Source organism: Pseudoxanthomonas composti, assembly GCF_004122095.1.
Lineage (GTDB): Bacteria > Pseudomonadota > Gammaproteobacteria > Xanthomonadales > Xanthomonadaceae > Pseudoxanthomonas_A > Pseudoxanthomonas_A composti.
In genome coordinates, this window is record NZ_SAWZ01000005.1 from 116421 (window position 1) to 133785 (window position 17365).

A 17365-nucleotide genomic window follows, 5' to 3' on the forward strand; every position below is an offset into this window, starting at 1 on the left:
GAGATTTGCGGGGGCTGGAAAACAACAATGGCCCCGTTATGGGGCCATCGTGGCGGGCTTGCAAGTCGGAACCTGAAACCCCATTCGAATCAATCGCTTACGGGCTCACTCCGAACCTGCGGCCTTCTGCTGCGCCGGCGGATTCTGATAGATGAGATAGGGCTCGGATTTATGTTCGATCACCGACTCGTCCACCACCACCTTCACCACATTCTCCAGCGAAGGCAGGTCGTACATCGTATCCAGCAGCACCGATTCGACGATGGTGCGCAGGCCACGGGCGCCGGTCTTGCGCTTGAGCGCCTTGCGGGCGATGGCCGACAGCGCATCGGCGCGGAACTCCAGCTCCACCCCTTCCATGTCGAACAGACGCTTGAACTGCTTGGTGATGGCGTTCTTCGGCTCGGTCAGGATCTTCACCAGGGCCGGCTCGTCCAGCTCTTCCAGCGTCGCGACCACCGGCAGGCGGCCGACGAACTCCGGGATCAGACCGAACTTGATCAGGTCCTCCGGCTCGACCTCGGACAGCACCTTGCCCATCTCCGGCTTCTTCTCCGAGGACTTCACCTTGGCGCCGAAGCCAATTCCGCTGGCATCGGTCGAACGGGCCTGGATGATCTTGTCCAAGCCGGCAAACGCGCCACCGCAGATGAACAGGATGTTCTTGGTGTCCACCTGCAGGAATTCCTGCTGCGGATGCTTGCGACCGCCCTGCGGCGGCACCGAAGCCACCGTGCCTTCGATCAGCTTCAGCAGCGCCTGCTGCACGCCTTCGCCGGACACGTCGCGGGTGATCGACGGATTCTCGCTCTTGCGTGAGATCTTGTCGATCTCATCGATGTACACGATGCCCTGCTGCGCCTTGTCGACGTCGTAGTCGCACTTCTGCAGCAGCTTCTGGATGATGTTCTCCACATCCTCGCCCACGTAACCGGCTTCGGTCAGCGTGGTGGCATCGGCGATGGTGAACGGCACGTTGAGCAGCCGGGCCAGGGTCTCGGCCAGCAGCGTCTTGCCCGAACCGGTCGGGCCGGCCAGCAGGATGTTGGACTTGGCCAGCTCGACGTCATCGCTCTTCTGCCGGCTCTCGATGCGCTTGTAGTGGTTGTACACGGCCACGGCCAGCGTGCGCTTGGCGCGCTGCTGCCCGATCACGTACTGGTCCAGCACTTCCAGGATCTCGCGCGGCTTGGGCAGCGAGCTGCGCGCCGACTGGGCCTTCTCCTCGAGCTCCTCGCGGATGATGTCGTTGCAAAGCTCCACGCACTCATCGCAGATGAACACGCTGGGGCCGGCGATCAGCTTGCGGACTTCATGCTGGCTTTTGCCGCAGAACGAGCAGTACAGGATCTTGTTGCTATCGCCGGAACGGCCTTGACGTTCTTCGCTCATGCTTCGGTTACCCAATTACTCTGCCCGCTGACGGGGGCACGCGATTTCGAGAATAGCACCGGTTGCCGCCCCTCGCCGTGCACCGGCGAAACGCTGCAAACCGCGGCCAATGCCGCGTACCAGTGGACCACGGGACGGCCAGGGCCGCCCCGCGGGGCATGCAAGGTTGAAACCATGCAAGGTTCTTGCCAGGGCGCTCAGGCGGACTGGATGGTGTCGTCGGCGCGGCGCTCGAGCACCTGGTCGACCAGGCCGTAGGCCTGCGCATCCACCGCGCTCTTGAAGTTGTCGCGCTCGGTATCGCGCGCGATCGTCTCCAGCGACTGGCCGGTGTGCTTGGCCAGGATCTCGTTCAGGCGGTGGCGCAGGGTCAGGATCTCGCGGGCGTGGATGTCGATGTCCGTGGCCTGGCCCTGGAAGCCGCCCAGCGGCTGGTGGATCATCACCCGCGAGTTCGGCAGGGCGTAGCGCTTGCCCGCCTCGCCGGCCGCCAGCAGCAAGGCGCCCATGCTGGCCGCCTGGCCGACGCAGATGGTGCTCACGGCCGGCTTGATGTACTGCATGGTGTCGTAGATGGCCATGCCGGCCGTGACCACGCCGCCGGGCGAGTTGATGTAGAAGCTGATGTCCTTTTCCGGATTCTCCGCTTCCAGGAACAGCATCTGCGCCACGATGACGTTGGCCACGTTGTCGTCGACCGGACCGACCAGGAAGATCACCCGCTCCTTGAGCAGGCGCGAGTAGATGTCGTACGCCCGCTCCCCACGGCTGGTCTGCTCGACCACCATGGGGACCAGGTTCAGGGCTTTGGTTTGGATGCTCATGCTGTTTTCCGATACTTGGCCCCGACCCACGCCGGCGCCCGACTCAATTGCGGATGGCTTCCTGGAAGGATAGCGCCTGCTCGGTGTGCTGGGCGCGCTCGGCGATCCAGTCGATCACCTGCTCTTCCATCACCCGGGCCTGCAACCCGCTCATGAGTTGGGGGTCGTTGCGGTACAACTCAATGACCTGTTCCGGCTCTTCGTAGGTCGAGGCGATCAGGCGCATGGTCTCGTTGAGACGCTTCGGGTCCAGGCGCAGCTCGTTCTTGCGGGCCACCTCGCCGACCAGCAGGCCGACCAGGACGCGCTTGCGGGCGGCATCCATGAAGCCTTCGTGGGCGTTGTCCGGCACCTGCGGGTTCTGGCCGGCACGGCGGGCCTGCTCGATCTGCTGGCCCAGCATGTTGCGGGCCTCGGCCTCGACCAAGCGCGGCGGCATCTCGACCTGGGCATAGTTGGCGATCAGCTGCTCGCCCACTTCGCGGCGCAGGCGGTTCATCAGCGCGCCCTTGAGCTCACGCTCCAGGTTGGTGCGGATGTCCTTGCGGAACTGCTCGGCGTCGCCGCTCTTGACGCCGAAGCTCTTGATGAACTCCTTGTCCACCTCCGGCATGTGCGACTCGGACACCTCGGTGACCTTCAGGTGCACGGTGGCCTTGCGACCGGCCAGCTGCGGCACACGCCAATCGGCGGGGAACTCGACCTCGATGGTCTTTTCCTCGCCCTTGGACATGCCGACCAGGGCCTTTTCGATCTCCGGGAACATCACACCCGAGCCGATCAGGGTGGCGCCCTTCTCGGCGCCCTCGGCCGGCAGGCGCTCCTCGCCAGCCTGCGACCAGGTCTCCAGCGCGACGCGGTCGCCTTCAGCGGCGGCACGCTCCACGGTACGGAAGCTGCGACGCTGCAAGCGCAGGTTCTCGATCATCTGATCGATGTCGGCGTCGGTGACCTCGGCCGTATGCCGCACGACCTGCAGCTTGGTCATGTCCAGGTCGCCGAATTCCGGCACCACCTCAAACGTGGCCACCCACTCCAGCTCGCCCTCGCCCACCGGCTCCAGGCGCGGCTGGCCGGCGATCTGCAGGGCGTTGTCGCGCACGGCCGAATCGAAGGTCTCGCGCAGCAGGCCGTTGAGCGCCTCGGCGCGCACCTGCTTGCCGAACCGCTGCTCGATCACCTTGGCGGGCACCTTGCCTGGGCGGAAGCCCTTGATGCGCGTGGTGCGGGCCAGTTCGCGCATGCGGCCACCCACGTGGGTGTCCAGGCGTTCGGCCGGCAGGGTGAAACTCATGCGGCGCTCGAGATTGCCGATCGATTCGACCGAAACTTGCATACTCACTGACTCCTGCTGCCCCAGCACGGCCTGTGCTGCGACGGTTGTGGTGGACCCGGGGAAACGCGAAGCGCCATCGACCCCAGCCGTAGGCACCTCGCGGAACGCGATAGTTTGGCCGATTCCCTGCACAGGTTCCAGCCGCCGGATAATTTTTCGTTGACAGCCACCACCTGCGTCCAGACAATAGCCGTCCTTTCGGGGCACCCGCTGTCCCGCAAGGTCGCCGCAAGGCGGGTTCCTGCAACTCCGGGGTATAGCGCAGTCTGGTAGCGCGCCTGCTTTGGGAGCAGGATGTCGGGGGTTCGAATCCCTCTACCCCGACCATCCCGCCTCGATGCGCTGCAAGCGAAACCCGGTCGAGCGCCCGTAGCTCAACTGGATAGAGCACCGGCCTTCTAAGCCGGCGGTTGCAGGTTCGATTCCTGCCGGGCGCGCCATCAGGTGCCTTGGCTGGAAGTTGGTTGTGTCATGTGGTGGCTGTAGCTCAGTTGGTTAGAGTACTGGATTGTGATTCCAGATGTCGGGGGTTCGAGTCCCCTCAGCCACCCCACCCTCTGCACATCGAAAGATGTTGCAGTACCGAAAAAATCGCATATACTGTGCGACCAGTTTCGGGGCCGTTAGCTCAGTTGGTAGAGCAGTTGACTCTTAATCAATAGGTCCAAGGTTCGAATCCTTGACGGCCCACCAAATAGAACAGCCGCTTAGCGAAAGCCAGGCGGCTGTTTTTCTATGCGCGATTCCGTTGGCGCGTTTCGTTTGTCCGTCGGGCCGCGCGCACCGATTCTGACGACGAAGTGCCAGGCCTGATGAAGCCCGTAGCGCGCGAAGCAACTGCGTTCGCTCAGCTGGCAAAGCCGCGTCTTATCGCGCGAGCGCCACGCGGTTGCGGCCGGCGGCCTTGGCGTCGTAGAGCGCGTCGTCGGCTGCGCGGATGAGCTGGTCGCGCGCCTCGGCATCCTCACGGCTGCGCGGGTGGGTCAGCGAGGCGCCGATGCTCACCGAGAGGAAGCGTCCGGTGCGGCTTTCCATATGCGGGACGGCAAGCGCCAGCACCGCCAGGCGCACGCTTTCGGCCATCTCGCCCAGGCCTTGAAGATCGATGCCCGGCAGGATCAGCGCCATCTCCTCGCCGCCGTAACGCGCCGGCGTATCGGCGGGACGACGTGCGCATTGGCGGACGGCTTCGGCCACGCGCTTGAGACACAGGTCGCCGGCCTGATGGCCATAGGTGTCGTTGAAACTCTTGAAGTCGTCGACGTCGATCATCAGCAGGCCGATCGAGGTGCCCTGCCGCGCCGCGCGCGCCCATTCGTTCTCCAGGACTTCCTCGAACGCGCGCCGATTGGCCAGCCCGGTCAGGCTGTCGGTGCGGGCCAGTTGCGCCATGCGCGACTCGGCCAGCTCGCGCAGGCGCAACTGGCGCGCCAGCCAGGTGCCCAGGACCACGCACAGCAGGACCGAGACCAGGGTCAGGGTCCCGTGCACCCAAGCCGCTTTGCGCCAGGCAGCGAGCACCTCATTGCGCGACTCGGCGGCGATCACCATCAGGGGAAAACCGTCCACGCGCCGGAAGCTGCTCAGGCGCTCGATCTGATCCACCGGCGAACGGTAAGCCAACAGCCCGTCGTGATGCCCACGAATACGGCGGAACAGGTCCGTCGCCGCGAGCGAGCGGCCAACGTTGCCTTCGTTGTCGGGCGAGCGTGCGTAGATCACGCCGTCCTGGCCGACCAGCGCGATCACGCCTTGGTGCCCGAGATCGAAGTCCGCGTAGAAGTCGGCGAAGTACTGCGCCTCGATGCTGGCCAGCACCACGCCTGCGAAACGCCCGTCGGCGTCCTCGTAACGCCGGCTCAGGGTGATGATCCAACGCCCGTCCGAACGGCTCTGGATCGGCGGGCCTAGGTAGGAACGCCCGTCATCGAAGCGCTGGTGATGACGAAAGTACAGCCGATCCTGGTTGTTCTGGCCCGCCGGCATCGTTCGCAGCGAGGAGGCCAGCCACCGACCATCGGCGCCGTAGACGAACAGGCCGCGGATGCGCGAGGAACGCTCGACCTCCTCGGCCAGAAACGCGTTCAACTCCCCCACGGGCTGGACACCGAAGGTTTCCAGGCGATCGACCACACCCGTCAACACGCCATCGGCCAACAGAAGCGAGTCGGCTGCCTGGCGGGAGACGGACTTGGCCAGGTTGGACATGTCCTGCTCGGCGCCGGCCTCGGCCTGCCGGTGGCTGTCGGCCAGCCGCCACGCCTCGGTGGCGACGAAGGCCAGGCAGACGGCCAGCACGAAGGCTTGCAGCAGGATGGGGAGCAGGCGCGGGGCCTGCCGCTGCGACCGGTCCGTCATCGATCCACAAGCTCGATGGAGGGTCGGGACGCGTCAGACGCTGCCCGATGCTCGTAGCCAATGGAATCCATACGCCGGCACTGACTCTGGTCGAAGGCCGTATCGCCCAGGTCCATTGAATCACGCCCATGGGCACGGCGTGCGGCTGCCGGTAGAATGCGCCGACCTTGCGAAAGTGGCGGAATTGGTAGACGCACTGGATTTAGGTTCCAGCGGGTAACCCCCGTGGGGGTTCGAGTCCCCCCTTTCGCACCATCGCTGACCGTCGGTTCGCCGCACCCCGCACGTGATCCGGCCAAAACGCGGAAACAACAAGGGCGCCATTGGGCGCCCTTGCCGTTTCTCACGCGAGAGTCCTGCGCACTCAGACGCGCGAAGCGATGGCCTTGGCGAAGCCCATCGTGTTGCCGGTGCCACCCAGATCGGGGGTGATCGAGTCCTTGGCTTCCAGCGTGGCCACGATGGCCTTGCGCAGGCGCGTGGCGTTCTCGGGCTGGCCGACATGGTCCAGCAGCTGCGCGGCCGCCAGCAGCAGCGCGCAGGGATTGGCCTTGCCCTGCCCGGCGATGTCCGGGGCCGAGCCGTGGACGGCCTCGAAGATCGCCGCCTCGGTGCCGATGTTGGCGCCAGGCGCCAATCCCAGGCCGCCAACCAGACCGGCGCACAGGTCCGAGAGGATGTCGCCGAACAGGTTGGTGGTCACGATGATGTCGAACTGCTCCGGACGCATCACCAGCTGCATGCAGGTGTTGTCCACGATCATCTCGTTGCACTCGATGTCCGGATACTGGGCGGCGACCTCGCGGCCCACCTTCAGGAACAGGCCCGAGGTGGACTTGATGATGTTGGCCTTGTGCACCAGGGTGACCTTCTTGCGGCCGGTGGCGCGGGCCAGGTCGAAGGCGTAGCGCACAATGCGCTCGGAGCCCTTGCGGGTCACGCGGGTCAGCGACACCGCGGTCTCGCCGTCGGCCGACACTTCCTGCCCTTCGGACAGGTAGGCGCCCTCGGTGTTCTCGCGCACGGTGATCAGATCCACGCCATCGGCGAAGCGCGACTTGGTGTTGGGGAAGGAGATCGCCGGACGCACGTTGGCATACAGGTCGAAATGGCGGCGCAGGGCGACGTTGATCGAGCTGAAGCCCTCGCCGACCGGCGTGGTCAGCGGACTCTTGAGCGCGATCTTGTTCTTCTTGATGGACTCAAGGGTCTGCGCCGGCAGCAGATCGCCGTGCTTTTCCAGCGCCACCAGGCCGGCGTCGGCTTCCTCGTAGCTCAGCCCCGTCTTGAGCGCATCGAGCACATGCAGGGTGGCGTCCATGATTTCCGGGCCGATGCCGTCGCCGCGGATGACCGTGATGGTTTGCGTCATGAGTGTTTCCGGACTGTGGGGCGCAGTGCCGGTGCGGCACGCACCCAGGGGTGGGGTTCGGACAAAGTATGCCCCAGTGGAGACGGTTTCCCCAGTGACGAAACAGGCCGGGAAACACTACTTGCGGGTAAATGGCCTCAAAGGCCCGCTTCTTCGCCGAAATTGACGATAAATAAAAGTATGCCGGGAGAAGTATGCATTCAGGATACATACCTCTCACTGGGCTGATGCGCGGATCAGCCGTGCTCGTGCGCCACAGGCGCCTGCGCACCGCCTTCGAGCTGGTCGAGGAAGTCCACGGCTCGGCGCAGGTGCGGAATGACGATGGAACCACCCACCACCAGGCCTACGGAGAAGGTCTCGAAGAACTCCTCGCGACTCACGCCCGCTTCCTTGCACTGGGCCACGTGGTAGGCGATGCAGTCGTCGCAGCGCAGCACCATCGAGGCCACCAGCCCCAGCAGCTCCTTGGTCTTCACATCCAGCGCGCCCGCCTGGTAGGTCTGGGTATCCAGGGCGAAGAAGCGGCGGACGACCTGGTTGGGCTCGGCCAGGATCCGCTCGTTCATGCGCTTGCGGAAGGCGGTGAACTCGGCCACGCGGTCCTGGGAAGCGGCGTCCTCGCTCATGCCGGGTTGCCCGCCAGCAGCGGCTCCAGCTTGCCGGCGCGGTGCAGCGCCATCATGTCGTCGTAGCCGCCGACGTGGGTCTCGCCGACGAAGATCTGCGGCACGCTGGTGCGACGGGTCCTGGCCATCATCTTCTCGCGCTCGGCCGGGTCCAGGTCGATGCGGACCTCCTCCCAGCTCTGCCCCTTGGACTTGAGGAAGTTCTTGGCCGCCACGCAGTACGGGCAGATCGCCGTGCTGTAGATGGTGATCTTGGGGCCGGGGGCGGCAGCGTCGGGTGTGCTCACGGGAATTTCCTGGCATGGGTGTTGTCTGAGCCACTATGGTGACGCAAGTGCGGGTTCCCAACCGGGCCGATGGAACGGTGAGGATTAACGGCCGATTCACGCCTCGGACCGGGCACTGCACCATGCTTCCGCCGTCTCACCTGCCCTGCTTCGCACAGCCCAAGGAACCACGCGTGCGCCCAACCCTGCTCGCCACTGCCCTGACCTTGCTGGTGGCCGCGCCGCTGGCCTGGGGCCAGCAGGACCTCAAGCTGCCCGACATCGGCTCCTCGGCCGGAGAGCTGCTGACCCCGGCGCGGCAGGAGGAGTACGGGGCGATGACGCTGCGCGAGCTGCGCAACTACGGCTACCTGCTGGACGACCCGCTGGTGTCGGACTGGCTGAGCGACCTGGGCCGGCGCCTGGGCGCCAAGAGCGACCGCCCCGAGCAGAAGTTCACCTTCTTCACCCTGCGCGACCGCCAGATCAACGCCTTCGCCACCCTGGGCGGCTACATTGGCATGAACTCCGGGCTGGTGCTGGCCGCCGAGCGCGAGGACGAGGTCGCCGCGGTGCTGGCGCACGAAATCGCCCACGTCACCCAGCAGCACGTGCTGCGCGGGGTGGAGCGGGCCCAGCGCGACCAGGTGCCGATCCTGCTGGGCATGCTGGGCGCCATCGTGGCCGCGCAGGCCGCTGGCGGGCGATCCAGCGGCGACGCCACCCAGGCGGCGCTGGCCAGCGCGATGGGCCTGATGGCGCAGCGCCAGATTGACTACACCCGCTCCAACGAGTCCGAGGCCGACCGGGTCGGCATCTATACGCTGGAGCGCGCCGGCTACGACCCGGAGGCCATGGCCGCCTTCTTCGAGCGCCTGCAGCTGGCCATGCGCAGCAATATGGGAAGCGGCCGCGACCAGTATCCGGATTACCTGCAGACCCACCCGGTCACCACCACGCGCATCAGCGAGTCGCGCCAGCGCGCCGAGCAGATCGAACGTGGCAAACGCACCACCACCACGGTGCGCACGCCCGGCGGCAAGGTCACCGAAAGCATTCCGCAGGAGGGCGACTACGCCAGCGGCCGCGCGCCGGGGCTGATCCCGGCCGCGCCCTTCGACTACACGCTGGTGGCCGGCAATGCCAAGGCAGGCAGCTCGGGCCTGTTCGCCCTGGCCAAGGAGCGCCTGCGCGTGCTGAGCGCCGATACACCGAACGCGGCGATCCGCGAATACCTGGGCATCCAGCGCGGCAAAGGCTCCCTGACCGATGCGCAGCGCTACGGCCTGGCCCTGGCGCAACTGCGCGACAACCAGGTCCAGGTGGCCGAACAGACCCTGGGCGAGCTGCTGGCGGAGGATCCGGACAACCCGTGGCTGATCATCGCCCTGGCGCAGGCGGAACTGCGTGGCGGCAAGCCCGCGGCCGCCAACAAGCGCATGGACGCCCTGCTGGCACGCGATGCGAGCGACCGTCCGGTCGCGCTCAGCTATGCGGACCTGCTCAACGAACAAGGCACCGCCGCGGCCGGCAAGCGCGCCCAGGCCATCCTGCGCCCGCTGCAGGCCAGCGCCGGCGACGACCCGCTGTTCCAGCAGGCCTACGCACGCGCCAACGAGCTGGCCGGCGAGGCCACCCGCGCGGCCGAGGCTTATGCGGAGGTGGCCTTCCTCAACGGCCGTCCCGAGCAGGCCCTGCTGCAGTTGCAGACTCTCAAGCAGCGCCAGGACCTGGACTACTACACTCGCGCCCGTGTCGATGCCCGCATCGCCTCGATCACCCCGCAGGTGCTGGAACTGCGTCGGCTGGGCGTGCGTGACGAGGTGCTGGACCGCCGCTGAGGCGCAGGCGGCCCTGGGTCGCCGGGGCAGCGTTTCGGCACCACGGGTGTGGTGCAAGGGCCGATCGCGGCATGCTCCGGGACACAGGCTGCGACCAGCAGATGACCAGGTCACCAAACCGTCACAAAATTGTCGTCTACTGCGCGCAACCCCATCGGAGCAAGGCATCCCGTGCAGAAGCACATCCTGATCGTCGACGATGAACCCGCCATCCGCGACATGGTGGCCTTCGCCCTGCGCAAGGGGGAGTTCAACCCCGTGCACGCCGGCGACGCGCGCGAGGCGCAGACGGCCATCGCCGACCGCGTACCGGACCTGATTCTGCTGGACTGGATGCTGCCCGGCACCAGCGGCCTGGAGCTGGCCCGGCGCTGGCGCAAGGAGGCCCTGACCCGGGATGTGCCGATCATCATGCTCACCGCGCGCGGCGAGGAGAACGACCGGGTGGGCGGGCTGGAAGCGGGTGTGGACGACTACGTGGTCAAGCCGTTCTCGGCGCGCGAGCTGCTGGCGCGCATCCGCGCGGTGATGCGCCGCACCCGCGAGGACGATGAGGACGGCAGCATCCAGGTCGGCGCGCTGCGCATCGATGGCGCGGCCCACCGCGTGTTCGCCGGCGATGCGCCGGTGCCGATCGGCCCCACCGAGTACCGCCTGCTGCATTTCTTCATGACCCACCCCGAGCGCGTCTACACGCGCGCCCAGCTGCTGGACCACGTCTGGGGCGGCAGCGTGTACGTGGAGGAGCGCACGGTGGACGTGCACATCCGCCGCCTGCGCAAGACCCTGGAACCGCACGCGGTGGATGGCATGGTGCAGACTGTCCGCGGATCGGGCTACCGGTTCTCCAACTCGCTGTAAGGCAAGCCCAGGCCGATGCTGCACGTGGATCTGGCGCGTTCTGCCACAATCACCCCCATGCCCCTGCGCTTCCGCCCCGCCTGGTATCGCACGTTGGGCCAGCACGCGGCCGTGCTGGCCGCGGCGCTGTTGCTGGGCCTGGTGGCCGGCCAGGTCTGGGCGTTCCTGGCCATCGCCGCGCTCGGCCTGCTGGGCTGGAACTACTGGCGCCTGCGCAAGGTCCTGCTGCGGCTGGCCGGGCGCGAGCGTTTCGAGCCCGGCACCGGCGATGGCGTGTGGTACCAGCTGGACCACCTGCTCTACCGCGGCCAGACCGAGATGCGCGCGCGCAAGAAGCGCCTGCTGGCGATGCTGCGCGCCTATCGCGCCGCCGCCGCGGCATTGCCCGATGCGGTGGTCATCATTGACCGCAACACCCAGCGCGTGCAGTGGTTCAACAAGGCCGCCAACACCCTGCTGGGCCTGCACCATCCGCGCGACCTCAATGCGCCGGTAGGCGAGGCGCTCAAGCCGCTGCCGATCGCGCACTGGCTCAGCGGCGGGCGCAACGCAGAGCCGCTTCAGGACGTGGCCTCGCCGCTGGACGGCACCATCCGCCTGAGCCTGCGGCTGATCCCCTACTCGGACCAGTACTGGCTGCTGGTGGCGCGCGATGTCAGCAAGCTGCTGCGGCTGGAGCAGATGCGGCGCGACTTCGTGGCCAATGTCTCGCACGAACTGCGCACGCCGCTGACCGTGGTGCATGGCTACCTGGACATGCTGGACCCGGAAGACATGCCGGAGTGGGCGCCGATGCTGGCCGAGATGCAGAAGCAATCCCAGCGCATGACCCAACTGGTGGAAGACCTGCTGACGCTCTCGCGCCTGGAAGCCCAGGACAGCCTGCCGGAGGAGAACGTGGCGATGGCGCCGATGCTGGCGACCCTGCGCCGCGAGGCCGAGGCGCTGAGCCAGCAGCGCCACACCATCGTGATGGAGGACCTGGCCCATGTGGACCTGCTGGGCTCCAACAAGGAGCTGCACAGCGCTTTCTCCAACCTGGTCAGCAACGCGGTGCGCTACACGCCGGCCGGCGGCACCATCACCATCGCGTTCAAGCCTTCGGCCGAGGGCGTGACGATGTCGGTGCGCGACACCGGCTACGGGATCCCGCAGTCGCACCTGCCGCGTATCACCGAGCGCTTCTACCGCGTCTCCAACAGTCGCTCGCGCGAAAGCGGCGGCACCGGCCTGGGCCTGTCCATCGTCAAGCACGTGCTGAACCTGCACCAGGCCCGGCTGGAGATCGACAGCGCCGTCGGCCATGGCAGCACCTTTTCCATCCACTTCGGGCCGCCGCGCATCCAGCCGCGCGAAGCCGACCTCTTATTGCCGCAGGAACAACAGATCGCATGAGCATCGCCGCCGACGCCGCCCTGGAGACTCCTGACCCGCTGCGCGATCCGGCGCTGTACCTCAACCGCGAACTGTCGCAGCTGGACTTCAACTTCCGCGTGCTGGCCCAGGCGCTGGACCCGCAGGTGCCATTGCTGGAGCGGCTGCGCTTCCTGTGCATCAGCTGCACCAACCTGGACGAGTTCTTCGAGATCCGCGCCGCGACCGTGCGCCACGCCCAGGACTTCGGCCTGCCGCCAGGGCCGGACGGCCTGTCGCCCACGACCATCCTGCACATGATCCACGACCGCGCCGCGCAGCTGGTGGACTCGCAGTACCGCTGCTGGAACGAGGTGCTGCGCCCGGCGCTGGCCGAGGCGGGGGTGCGGGTGCTGGGACGGGACCGCTGGAACGCGCGGCAGACGCGCTGGCTGCGCGCGTACTTCCGCAACGAGATCATGCCGGTGCTGTCCCCGCTGGGCCTGGACCCCTCGCACCCGTTCCCGAAGATCCTCAACAAGTCCTTGAACATCGTGGTGGTGCTCAAGGGCAAGGACGCGTTCGGCCGTGCCGGGCACCTGGCCATCGTGCGCGCGCCGCGCTCGCTCTCGCGCATCATCCACATCCCCGAGCGCGTCTCCGGCGGGCCCAACGACTTCGTGCTGCTGTCCAGCGTGCTGTCGGTGTTCGTGGACGAAATGTTCCCGGGCATGGAGGTCAAGGGCGCCTACCAGTTCCGCGTCACCCGCAACTCCGAGCTGGTGGTGGACGAGGCCGAGGTCGACAACCTGGCGCTGGCGCTGCGCGATGAGCTGGCCGGACGCGGCTACCGCCCCGCCGTGCGCCTGGAGATCGCCCACGATTGTCCCAAGGCCATCGTCGCCACCCTGCTGCAGAACTTCGAGCTCAACGAGAACGCGGTCTACCGCATCGATGGGCCGGTCAACCTCAACCGCGTCATCCAGGTCTACGACCTGGCCCAGCGCCCGGACCTGAAGTACGCCGGGTTCACGCCCCGCGTGCTGCGCGACAGCGACACGATCTTCGAGACCGTGGCCGATGGCGATGTGCTGCTGCATCATCCCTTCGATGCGTTCACCCCGGTGCTGGAGCTGCTCAAGCAGGCCGCCACCGACCCCAACGTCCTGGCGATCAAGCAGACGCTGTACCGCACCGGCAAGGACTCGGCCATCGTCGATGCGCTGGTCCTGGCCGCGCGCAACGGCAAGGACGTGACCGTGGTGGTGGAGCTGCGCGCGCGCTTCGACGAGGAGGCCAATCTTGGACTGGCCGACCGGCTGCAGAACGCCGGCGTGCAGGTGGTCTATGGCGTGGTCGGTTTCAAGACCCACGCCAAGATGATGCTGATCGTGCGCCGCGAGGGCCGCAAGCTGCGTCGCTACGTGCACATGGGCACGGGCAACTACCACAGCGGCACCGCGCGGGCCTACACCGACCTGGGGCTGATCACCGCCGATGCCGATATCGGCAACGACGTGCACCTGCTGTTCCAGCAGCTGTCCGGCCTGGCGCCCAGCACCAAGCTCAAGTGCATGCTGCAGTCGCCCTTCACCCTGCACTCGGGCGTGATCAAGAAGATCGAGCGCGAGGCCAGGATCGCCCAGGCCGGCGGCAACGGCCGCATCATCATCAAGGTCAACGCCATCAACGAGCCGCGCGTGGTGCGGGCGCTGTACAAAGCCTCGCAGGCCGGGGTGAAGATCGACCTGATCGTACGCGGCGCCTGCACCCTGCGACCGGGCCTGGAGGGAATCTCCGACAACATCCGCGTGCGCTCCATCGTCGGACGCTTCCTGGAGCACAGCCGCATCTACTGGTTCGGCAACGACGGCCAGCCAGAGCTGTACTGCGCCAGCGCCGACTGGCTGGAACGCAACCTGCTGCACCGCGTGGAAGCCTGCTTCCCCATCCTGGACCCCAAGCTCGCCGCCCGCGTCTATCGCGAAGGCCTGCAGAACTACCTGGACGACAACCTCAATGCCTGGGAGCTGGATGCCGAAGGCGGCTACCACAAGCTGAGCCCGGACGGCGATGCCGCGCCGCACTCGGCGCAGGCCACGCTCTTGGCCAAGGTCTAGCCGGGGCGAGCGGTCATTACACTCCCGCGCCACGGGCGAGCGGCTACACTTTTGCCGATGCCTTACTCATCCCCCAGCTCATCACCGGTCAAGGATGGCGACCAGATCGCCGCCGTGGACCTGGGTTCCAACAGTTTCCATATGGTCGTGGCCCGCTATTCCCAGGGCCAGCTGCGCGTGATCGACCGCCTGCGCGAGACCGTGCGCATGGCCGACGGCCTGGATGGCCGTGGCGGCCTGTCGGAGGAGGCGCGCCTGCGCGCCCTGGAATGCCTGGAGCGTTTCGGCCAGCGCATCCGCGACCTGCCCCACCACCACGTGCGTGCGCTGGCCACCAACACGGTGCGCCGCCTGTCCTCGCCGCGGGCGTTCCTGACCCCGGGCGAGGCCGCGCTGGGACATCCCATCGAGGTGATCAGCGGTCGCGAGGAAGCGCGCCTGATCTACCTGGGCGTGGCCCATGCGCAACCGCCGAAGGAAGACCAGCACCGGCTGGTGATCGACATCGGCGGCGGCTCGACGGAATTCATCATCGGCCGTGGCTTCGACCCGGTCGAACGCGAAAGCATCCAGGTCGGCTGCATCGCCAGCACCCGGCGCTTCTTCCCTGGCGGCAAGCTGAGCAAGAAGCGCTGGAAGGACGCGCTGACCGAGATCGCCGGCGAGCTGCAGCAGTTCGCCACGCTCTACCGCGACCTCGGCTGGCAAGAGGCGATCGGCTCGTCCGGCACCAGCAAGGCCATCGGCGAGATCTGTGCGGCGATGAAGCTGACCAAGGGCGCGGTGACCGCCGAGGCCCTGCCGCAGGTGCGCGACCGGCTGTTGCAGGTCGAGCGCATCGAGGATATCGATCTGCCCGGCCTGAGCGGCGACCGCCGCCCCATCATCGCCGGCGGCGTCCTCATCCTGGAGGCGGCGTTCCAGGCGCTGGGCATCGAACGCATGATGGTCAGCAAGGCTGCCATGCGCGAAGGCATCCTCTACGACATGATCGGCCGGGGCGGCCAGAACGATGTCCGCGAGGCCGCCGTCGCCGCCCAGATGCGCCGCTACGACGTGGACACCCGGCAGGCCCAGCGCGTGGAAGCCACGGCGCTGTCGATGTTCGAACAGGTCCGCGCCGCGTGGAAACTCGAGGACATGGACGCCGAGCTGCTGTCCTACGCCGCGCGCCTGCACGAGATCGGCCTGGCCGTGGCGCACAGCCAGTACCACGTGCATGGCGCCTATCTGCTGGAGCATTCGGATATTTCCGGCTTCTCGCGGCAGGAGCAGTTGTTCCTGTCGGCCCTGGTGCGCACGCACCGCCGCAACGTGCCCAAATCCGCGTTCGAGGCCCTGCCCGATCGCCGCCTGGCGGCAGCCAAGCGCACCGCCGCACTGCTGCGTCTGGCGGTGTTGCTGCACCGCGCGCATGAAGCCCAGCCGATTCCCAAGCTGGATGTCAGCGTCGAGGGCGAGCGGCTGAGCCTGGTGCTGGACAAGGAGTGGATCGAGCAGCGTCCGCTGTTGCGCGCCGACCTGCTGGACGAGCCGGACCACATGACCGGCCTCGGGGTGACGTTCCAGCCTTTTGTGACATGAGTCCGCTTTGAGCTGTTCAGGTCCAGCGCGCGTCGTCACGCTGGCCTGCGGTGGTAACGTTTGGCGTGGTAGCACCAAGGAAGGGGCGGAAGATGCCCCTGGCGCACGTCACACCGCGGGGGGAACACGTTGGACCACCAGAACGCCGATGCGCTGCTGCAGCAGGTCATGGCTCAGATCGGAAGCCGGTCGTCGTCGGTCGATCGCAACGTCGAGCACATCCTGCGCGCCGTCCACGAGCACCTGCACATGGACGTGGCGTTCATCAGCGAGTTCGGCCCCGACCAACGGGTCTTCCGCCATGTCATCAACGAGAGCGGCCGCCTCAGCCTGCAGGCCGGGGACCGCATGTCCATGGAGGACGGCTACTGCCTGAAGGTGGTGGACGGCCGGCTGCCCGAGCTGATCCCGGACACCGCGCAGGTGCCGGCCGCGGTGTCGATTCCCGACACCCAGGCCATTCCCATCGGCGCCCACCTCAGCGTGCCCATCATCCTGGCCGACGGCCGGCTCTATGGCACGTTCTGCTGCTTCAGCTTCGCGGCCCGGCCCGACCTGGACGAGCGCGACCTGCACATGATGCGGGCCTTCGCCCAGCTGGCCGCCTCCCAGGTCCAGGGCGACCTGGACAGCCTGCGCGAGCATGGGGCCAAGGTCGACCGCATCAATGCGGTGCTGGGCAAGGAGCAGCTGCGCGCGGTCTACCAGCCCATCTACCGCGTCTCCGACGCCGCCATCGTCGGCGTGGAGTGTCTTTCCCGATTCGATGCCGCACCGCTGCGCGGACCGGACAAGTGGTTCGAGGAGGCCAACGACATCGGCCTGGGCGCGCGCCTGGAACTGCACGCCATGACCACCGCGCTGAGCGCGCTGGCCGGCACGCCCGGCGACTTCTACATCTCCATCAACATGTCTCCCAGGACCCTGGTCGGCTGCCGCATCCTCGACCATCTGCACGGCATCTCGCCGCACCGCCTGGTGGTGGAAATCACCGAACACGCCCTGGTGCTGGACTACCTGCCGCTGAAGGAAACCTTGCGACACCTGCGCGAGGCGGGCGTGCGCTTTGCGGTGGACGATGCCGGCGCCGGCTACTCCAACATGCGCCACATTCTCACGTTGCAGCCGGACATCATCAAGCTGGACATCAGCCTGACCCGTGGCATCGACACCGACCCGGGCCGCAAGGCGCTGGCTGCGGCGATGGTGGGCTTCAGCCGCCAGACCGAGTGTCACGTGGTGGCCGAAGGCGTTGAGACACAGCAGGAGCTGGACACCCTGCAGGCGCTGGGGGTGGACCACGTGCAGGGCTATCACCTGTCCCACCCACTGCCGCACGAGGCGCTGGTGCAAACGCTGCGGGCAAGGGCGCAGCCGAACTGAACCCGAACGCTGTCATGGGCGCGTCATCACCCTGACACGCCCGCTA

At 67.0% G+C, this 17365-nt stretch carries 13 protein-coding genes and 5 tRNA genes; 11 read left to right on the plus strand and 7 right to left on the minus strand.

All coding sequences use genetic code 11. The features are described from left to right. Positions 1-105: 105 nt before the first annotated feature. From clpX to tig, 3 genes are all read right to left on the minus strand, one after another. Positions 106-1392, minus strand: coding sequence for an ATP-dependent Clp protease ATP-binding subunit ClpX (clpX, locus tag EPA99_RS10735; protein WP_129471226.1), 1287 nt, complete (start codon positions 1390-1392; stop codon positions 106-108). Between the two features lie 197 nt (positions 1393-1589). Then, a complete protein-coding gene (gene clpP, locus EPA99_RS10740; protein ID WP_129471227.1) occupies positions 1590-2216 on the minus strand; it encodes an ATP-dependent Clp endopeptidase proteolytic subunit ClpP in 627 nt (208 codons plus the stop codon). Between the two features lie 43 nt (positions 2217-2259). After that, on the minus strand, positions 2260-3552 hold the full coding sequence (gene tig, locus EPA99_RS10745) for a trigger factor (protein WP_129471228.1): 1293 nt from the start codon (positions 3550-3552) through the stop codon (positions 2260-2262). A gap of 250 nt (positions 3553-3802) precedes the next feature. Here tig and EPA99_RS10750 point away from each other — a divergent pair. From EPA99_RS10750 to EPA99_RS10765, 4 genes are all read left to right on the plus strand, one after another. Then, positions 3803-3879, plus strand: a tRNA-Pro gene (locus EPA99_RS10750). A 36-nt stretch (positions 3880-3915) separates the two neighbouring features. After that, a tRNA-Arg gene (locus tag EPA99_RS10755) sits at positions 3916-3992 on the plus strand. 36 nt (positions 3993-4028) lie between these two features. Continuing rightward, a tRNA-His gene (locus tag EPA99_RS10760) sits at positions 4029-4105 on the plus strand. A gap of 64 nt (positions 4106-4169) precedes the next feature. Beyond that, positions 4170-4245: transfer RNA gene (locus EPA99_RS10765), tRNA-Lys, on the plus strand. A 174-nt stretch (positions 4246-4419) separates the two neighbouring features. Here EPA99_RS10765 and EPA99_RS10770 read toward each other — a convergent pair. Next, a complete protein-coding gene (locus EPA99_RS10770) occupies positions 4420-5910 on the minus strand; it encodes a GGDEF domain-containing protein (protein ID WP_129471229.1) in 1491 nt (496 codons plus the stop codon). Positions 5911-6079: 169 nt separating this feature from the next. On the opposite strand from EPA99_RS10770, the gene EPA99_RS10775 reads away from it, so the two are divergent. Further along, positions 6080-6165 (plus strand) — tRNA-Leu (locus EPA99_RS10775). A gap of 109 nt (positions 6166-6274) precedes the next feature. On the opposite strand, the gene EPA99_RS10780 is transcribed toward EPA99_RS10775, so the two are convergent. The 3 genes from EPA99_RS10780 to grxC all read right to left on the minus strand — a co-directional run bounded on the left by EPA99_RS10780 (position 6275) and on the right by grxC (position 8198). Beyond that, positions 6275-7282: an isocitrate dehydrogenase gene (locus tag EPA99_RS10780; protein ID WP_129471230.1), complete on the minus strand. Its 1008-nt coding sequence runs from the start codon at positions 7280-7282 to the stop codon at positions 6275-6277. A gap of 236 nt (positions 7283-7518) precedes the next feature. Continuing rightward, positions 7519-7911: a carboxymuconolactone decarboxylase family protein gene (locus EPA99_RS10785; RefSeq protein WP_129471231.1), complete on the minus strand. Its 393-nt coding sequence runs from the start codon at positions 7909-7911 to the stop codon at positions 7519-7521. Then, positions 7908-8198, minus strand: coding sequence for a glutaredoxin 3 (gene grxC, locus EPA99_RS10790; RefSeq protein ID WP_129471232.1), 291 nt, complete (start codon positions 8196-8198; stop codon positions 7908-7910). Before grxC ends, EPA99_RS10785 begins: the two co-directional genes overlap by 4 nt. Before the next feature lie 173 nt (positions 8199-8371). Between grxC and EPA99_RS10795 the strand changes: the two genes are divergently transcribed. From EPA99_RS10795 to EPA99_RS10820, 6 genes are all read left to right on the plus strand, one after another. Further along, complete coding sequence (locus EPA99_RS10795) at positions 8372-10018, plus strand: M48 family metalloprotease (protein ID WP_129471233.1); 1647 nt, start codon at positions 8372-8374, stop codon at positions 10016-10018. 171 nt (positions 10019-10189) lie between these two features. Next, on the plus strand, positions 10190-10879 hold the full coding sequence (gene phoB / locus EPA99_RS10800) for a phosphate regulon transcriptional regulator PhoB (RefSeq protein WP_129471234.1): 690 nt from the start codon (positions 10190-10192) through the stop codon (positions 10877-10879). 57 nt (positions 10880-10936) lie between these two features. Continuing rightward, positions 10937-12274 (plus strand): phosphate regulon sensor histidine kinase PhoR, encoded by a 1338-nt coding sequence (phoR, locus tag EPA99_RS10805; protein ID WP_129471235.1) that lies wholly within the window; start codon positions 10937-10939, stop codon positions 12272-12274. Beyond that, positions 12271-14352, plus strand: a complete 2082-nt coding sequence (gene ppk1 / locus EPA99_RS10810) for a polyphosphate kinase 1 (protein WP_129471236.1) — start codon at positions 12271-12273, stop codon at positions 14350-14352. The genes phoR and ppk1 overlap by 4 nt, the downstream gene beginning before the upstream one ends. 57 nt (positions 14353-14409) lie before the next feature. Then, positions 14410-15936 carry an exopolyphosphatase gene (gene ppx, locus EPA99_RS10815; RefSeq protein WP_129471237.1) on the plus strand — a complete coding sequence of 509 codons (1527 nt, stop codon included), beginning with the start codon at positions 14410-14412 and terminating at the stop codon, positions 15934-15936. A 129-nt stretch (positions 15937-16065) separates the two neighbouring features. Further along, the gene (locus tag EPA99_RS10820) at positions 16066-17319 is read left to right on the plus strand and encodes a sensor domain-containing phosphodiesterase (protein ID WP_129471238.1); all 1254 of its coding nucleotides are present in this window, start codon (positions 16066-16068) and stop codon (positions 17317-17319) included. Positions 17320-17365: the final 46 nt, after the last annotated feature.